The sequence below is a fragment of the Leisingera sp. G5_S3_59_S7 genome (assembly GCF_054968485.1).
Genome location: NZ_JBQKUH010000111.1, coordinates 1 through 4,275, shown reverse-complemented (window position 1 = coordinate 4,275; position 4,275 = coordinate 1). Strand labels below are relative to the sequence as shown.

General features: G+C 67.3%; 5 protein-coding genes. 3 read left to right on the top strand and 2 right to left on the bottom strand.

Annotation, left to right across the window (positions count from 1 at the left end; all coding sequences use genetic code 11):
• Positions 1-530: Y-family DNA polymerase (locus ACTRWG_RS22705; protein ID WP_462829983.1), on the bottom strand; the 530-nt coding region annotated here is incomplete at its 3' end.
• 159 nt (positions 531-689) lie between these two features.
• Between ACTRWG_RS22705 and ACTRWG_RS22700 the strand changes: the two genes are divergently transcribed.
• The gene (locus tag ACTRWG_RS22700) at positions 690-1,172 is read left to right on the top strand and encodes a c-type cytochrome (protein WP_462829982.1); all 483 of its coding nucleotides are present in this window, start codon (positions 690-692) and stop codon (positions 1,170-1,172) included.
• Positions 1,173-1,203: 31 nt separating this feature from the next.
• On the opposite strand, the gene ACTRWG_RS22695 is transcribed toward ACTRWG_RS22700, so the two are convergent.
• The gene (locus ACTRWG_RS22695; RefSeq protein WP_259957583.1) at positions 1,204-1,821 is read right to left on the bottom strand and encodes a TetR/AcrR family transcriptional regulator; all 618 of its coding nucleotides are present in this window, start codon (positions 1,819-1,821) and stop codon (positions 1,204-1,206) included.
• Positions 1,822-1,967: 146 nt separating this feature from the next.
• On the opposite strand from ACTRWG_RS22695, the gene mbfA reads away from it, so the two are divergent.
• The gene (gene mbfA / locus ACTRWG_RS22690; RefSeq protein ID WP_462829981.1) at positions 1,968-2,942 is read left to right on the top strand and encodes an iron exporter MbfA; all 975 of its coding nucleotides are present in this window, start codon (positions 1,968-1,970) and stop codon (positions 2,940-2,942) included.
• 369 nt (positions 2,943-3,311) lie between these two features.
• Complete coding sequence (locus tag ACTRWG_RS22685) at positions 3,312-4,235, top strand: AEC family transporter (protein WP_462829980.1); 924 nt, start codon at positions 3,312-3,314, stop codon at positions 4,233-4,235.
• Positions 4,236-4,275: the final 40 nt, after the last annotated feature.

Below are 4,275 nucleotides of genomic sequence, written 5' to 3'. Positions count from 1 at the left end.
GTGGCGCGGGCCTCCTGGTCGATGGCGTCGCCGCTGCGGTCCGGCGCCGCCTCCTCGCCCGCGTAACGCGCCAGCGCCCAGGCCGCGCCCAGGGTATCGGCCAGCCCCATCTGCACGCTCAGCCCCATTTCCGCGCAATCGCGCCCCGCCGCCTCCATCAGCGCCGCCTCGCTGCCGAACAGATGCGCGCAGCCGGTAAGGTCGATGGTCAGCCCGTCGCACTCCGCCTCCGCCACCCAGGGGCTGAACTTGCCTGCCCAGCGCCTCAGCGCGGCCAGGAATGCCGCCTCCGCCGCCGGGTTGCGCGGCCGCACCGTCAGGCCGGCGCACATCGCATGGGCATCGCGCAGCGGCTGGCCCGGCTGCAGCCCCTCTGCCAAAGCGGCGGCGTTTAACGCGGAAATAACCTGCGTGTTGGAAACTTCCTCGGCAACGGCCAGCGGCCCGTCAATGCCGCCGCGCTCTGCCCGCAGGATACGCTCCGCCCCAAGGCGCGGAAACCAAAGCGAAAGAATGCGGCGGTGGGGCATGGCAGCAGGCACAGGGCAACGGGTCAGGGCAGCGGGTCAGGGCAATTGGGCAGGCAAGGGGCAGCAGGGGCCGGAAGGCCGCCAGATAACAGGAGGCACATACGGCATGTTCTTATTTTGTTCTTATTTCTCGATTCGGTCAATCCGCCCGGAGGCATCGTGACATCTTTCCGCCTGCACAAAGCCGCGGCCCTGCTCGTGGTGATCATAGCGCTGGCCATCGGCAGCACCGCCCCGGTAACCGCCCGGGACAGCAGCCACAGCAAGCATGTGACCAAGCGGATCGCGCTGATGACCTCGCAAAAGGCCGCCATGGATGTGCTGACCGGCATGACTGCCGGGCGCAGCACCTTTGACCGCAGCCAGGCGCGCGCGGCGCGCAAGCAGCTGATCCGGTCCACCGGCAGCATCCGCAAGCACTTCCGCAAGCCGCAGCTGGACCCGCGGTCCAACGCCCGGCCGCTGATCTGGCACGCGTGGAAGGATTTCAAAGCCCGCGCCGAAACTGCCAAAGCCGCGGCCAAGGACCTCAACACCCGCTCGCTCAGCGGCCTGCGCCGCACCCTGCCCGGCCTGATGCAAAGCTGTCTCAGCTGCCACGAAACCTATCGCAGCACGCCCAACAGCTTCACAACGCATTAAACGGGCCTCTCTGGCCTGCCGGCAGCGCCGCTCAGGCGCCGAACCGGGCCATGAAGGTCTCGATGGCGCCGCTGATCACCCGCTCGCGCTCGGCCTCGGTGAATTCGGTGTCGATCTTGAACAGGAACCGCAGAAAGATATCCGCCTTGCACAGCTCGATGAACTGCGCGGCGGCCAGGTCGGCATCCTCGATCTTCAGCTCGCCGCGCGCCGCAGCGGCCTCCATATAGGCCTGGATCTCCCCGTGCAGCGTCATCGGGCCGCTTTCGTAAAACATCGGCCCCAGCTCCGGGAACCGGTCGGCCTCAGCCACGAAAATGCGGAACAGCTGCAGGCTGAAGCCGCCCAGCAGCACCCCGTGCACCCGCTCCGCCGCCGCCCGCAGCACCTCCCGCGGCCTGCGGGTGCCCGGCGCCAGCTCCAGCGACGCGTCCGCCTGCTGCACACAGGCAGAGCGCACCACCTCCATGAACAGCACCCGCTTGTCGGGGAAATAGCTGTAGAGCGTCGCCTTGGACACCCCCGCCGCCTTGGCGATATTGTCGACGCTGGCGCCTTCGAACCCATCCGCCAGGAACACCTCGCGCGCGCCCTCCAGGACCTGGTCGAATTTCCGGCCCGTGCGCAGGACGCTGGCTTGCTGGTTCATGAGGGCTCCTCAGGATACGGGCTGCAGGGTGCAGGGCCTGCCCCTAATGTAATCCGGGCCACCGCTTTGCAACAAGGCTGGTGCGCCATCTTGCGGCGGCATGGGGATCCGCTATATTTAGAATAATTCTAAACTAGGGGCAGATGATGCGGTTTTTCACTCAGCGCAAGCACTTTTCAGACCTCACCGGGCAGGAGATCCTGGCCCTTGCAATTGCCTCCGAGGAGGACGATGCGCGCATCTACCGCAGTTATGCGGCGCGGCTGCTGGCGGACTACCCGGCGACCGCAGCGATGTTCGACGGCATGGCCGCGGAAGAGGATGAGCACCGCGCCCGGCTGATTGCCCTGCACGAGGACCGGTTCGGCCCGGCGATCCCGCTGATCCGGCGCGAGCATGTGGCAGGCTATTATGCCCGCCGCCCGGTCTGGCTGATGGAAAACCTGAGCCTCGACCGCATCCGCGACGAGGCCCGCGCGATGGAGCGCGACGCCGAGCGTTTCTACACCGCCGCCGCCGCCCGCACCCGGGACGCCGCCACCCGCAAGCTCTTGGGCGATCTGGCCGCCGCCGAGGCCGGCCACCAGGCCCGCGCCGGTGAGTTGCAGGAGGCGCATCTGGACGACGGCACACGCGACGATGAGGACCGCGCCGCCCACCGCCAGTTCGTGCTGACCTGGGTGCAGCCGGGGCTGGCCGGGCTGATGGACGGCTCTGTCTCCACCCTGGCGCCGATCTTCGCCACCGCCTTTGCCACCCAGGACACCTGGACCACCTTCCTGGTCGGCATGGCGGCCTCGGTCGGCGCCGGCATCTCGATGGGCTTCACCGAGGCCGCCTCAGATGACGGCGAGCTTTCGGGCCGCGGCTCCCCCATCAAACGCGGACTGGCCTCCGGCATCATGACCACCGTGGGCGGCCTGGGTCACGCCCTGCCCTACCTGATCCCGGAATTCTGGACCGCCACCACACTGGCGCTGCTGATCGTGTTTGTGGAGCTTTGGGCCATCGCCTGGATCCAGAACAAGTTCATGCAAACCCCGTTCTGGCGCGCCACCATGCAGGTGGTGCTGGGCGGTGCCCTGGTGCTGGGCGCAGGCGCCCTGATCGGCAGCGGCTAGACACGGCACTGAACACGGCAGCAGGGTACTCCCGCCCGCTCCGGAGCAGCCAAAGGCTGCCCCTCCCCGGTTGGGCCCGGCAGCGCTGACGCGCTGCGGGGGCGTATTCCCCCACCGGGCTTTCTTGGGTCAAGGGCGGTGCCGCCGCCGCGCCTTGGCGCGGTTCACCCTTGACGCAGGAAAGCCCGGTCACACAGTTGACCAGACGCTCTCAGCAAAAACCCTGCCCCGTGCGCAGTACGGGGCCACGCCCAACTGTGAAGGGCAGTACCCGGACTGCCCATGAACCGGCGGGAGCGCCCCCGCCGGTTCAAAAAACCGCCCAAAAAACAGCCTTTGCCAATTGGTCAGGTCTTGTTACCAATCCCCATGGCCGAGATCTTCTTCCGCACCCTGCCCTTCTTCGCAATCATCGGCCTTGGCTACTGGGCCGGGCGCAGCCGCTTTTTCACCGAAGAGGCCACCGCCTATCTCACCCGCTTTGTCTTCTACTTTCCGCTGTCAGCGATGATCTTCGGCTTCGCCGCCAACCTGTCCTTTGCCGAGGTCTTCGACCCCACCCTGATCCTCGGCTACCTGGCCGGCACGCTGGCGGTCTACCTGCTGGTGACAGCTGTCGCCATGGCCCGAGGCCTTGACGTGCCCACCGCAGCAGTGGAGGCGCAATGCGCCGCCATCGGCAATGTCGGCTTTCTCGGCCTGCCGATGATGGCGATCCTGTTCGGCCCGGCCTCAGTTGCGCCGATGATGGTGGTGCTCAGCGTCGATCTGGTGGTGTTCTCCTCGCTGATCGTCATTCTGATCAACGCCGGCCGCGGCAACGGGCTGGGGATGGCAACGCTGAAACTGGTGGGGTTGGGCCTGCTGAAAAACCCGATGATCCTGTCCATCGTTGCCGGTCTTGCCTGGTCGGCCTCGGCGCTGCCGATCCCGGAACCCGCAAATGATTTCCTCACCATCCTCGGCGGCGCCGCCACCCCCGGTGCGCTGTTTGCCATCGGCGCCTCGCTCGCTTCGAAATCGGCCGAACGGATCCGGATCTCCGGCTGGCTCAGCTTTGCCAAGCTTGTGCTGCATCCGGCCTGCGTCGCCATCGCCGTGCTGTGGCTGATCCCGGCGGCGCCGTTCTCCGCCGCCGTCGCCATCGCCGCCGCATCGCTGCCGGTGGCGGGCAATGTCTACATGCTGGCGCAGCACTACGGCGTGGCCCCGCACCGGGCCTCTGCCGCCATCTTCATCTCCACCGTGCTGTCGATTGTCACCGTGCCGGCAGTGATCGCCTGGGTCTCCTGAAGCCGCCGCCCGGCCGCCGCCCGGCTGCCCCGGAAAGCTC